General features: G+C 32.1%; 1 protein-coding gene and 2 pseudogenes. All 3 read left to right on the plus strand.

What is annotated here, in order from left to right:
- Positions 1 to 95, plus strand: a pseudogene (locus tag A9G30_RS13490) (RHS repeat-associated core domain-containing protein); the annotation flags it as partial.
- A gap of 323 nt (positions 96 to 418) precedes the next feature.
- Positions 419 to 481: pseudogene (locus tag A9G30_RS13495) on the plus strand (hypothetical protein); the annotation flags it as partial.
- Positions 482 to 490: 9 nt separating this feature from the next.
- Positions 491 to 880, plus strand: a complete 390-nt coding sequence (locus tag A9G30_RS00965; protein ID WP_065567493.1) for an Imm50 family immunity protein — start codon at positions 491 to 493, stop codon at positions 878 to 880.
- Positions 881 to 928 lie beyond the last annotated feature (48 nt).

A 928-nucleotide genomic window follows, 5' to 3' on the forward strand; every position in this document is an offset into this window, starting at 1 on the left:
ACTTTCAGGTATTATGATCCGGATATAGGTAGATTTACTCAACCTGACCCGATAGGATTGCTGGGTGTCTTGATTTGTATCAGTATGCGCCTAATGGGTTGACTTGATTGACCCATTTGGTTTAAAAGCATGTGGGGTAAAAAATAAGAAAACATCGTATGATAGTAAAAGTCGAAGAGATCCATTTAGACAGGTTAAGCACAATGCAGGTATACCGATGAATCAATAGCCTACAGCCATTACACGACCATCTTTACGAGATGGTAATGGCAGTACTATGATCGCTAGAAACGGTCAACCAATAAAGGCTCGACAATATGAATTTATTGATAAAAAATCCATTTTTATTCAATATTATAGTCTTTAGCACTCTAAAGCAGAATCAGGTCATGGTGCTGAACCACACTTTAATGTTAGACTTTCAAATAACCTGAATACTGATCATGTTTCTGGAACTTATGGTCATTATAATTTCCCTTAAGGAATGGATATGTGGTTTAAAAACGCGTTAGGCAGAGAAAAAATTCAATTTATGTTTAATAATGAATTTAACTTTCAATCTATTGAATTAAATAGTGTTTCATTTGAAAGCTATTCTGAGGTGAAATGCCATTTAACTTGCAAGGAAATTCCCAAAATTTACCCTAAAAAATGGGATAAAGTTGGATTTAATGCATTAAGTTTAATTATTACTTTTAATGAGATAGTTCAGTTAAATATGTCTGGTTCAAGAGTTGGTTTTTTCTGTTCACCAACGATCACTTCTTTTACTGATTATTCTGAAATAACCGTTAAACATGATAAATTACAGCTTTACTGTAAATCAAAGTTTTTAATTATAGAAAGTATAACTCCTTATATAGATGAAAGGTGGGATTAAAAATAAAGATGAAATAAATTTTCATTAAGTCGGTGCATCGAAAACATC

The organism is Gilliamella sp. Fer4-1, assembly GCF_001690515.1.
GTDB lineage: Bacteria > Pseudomonadota > Gammaproteobacteria > Enterobacterales > Orbaceae > Gilliamella > Gilliamella apicola_C.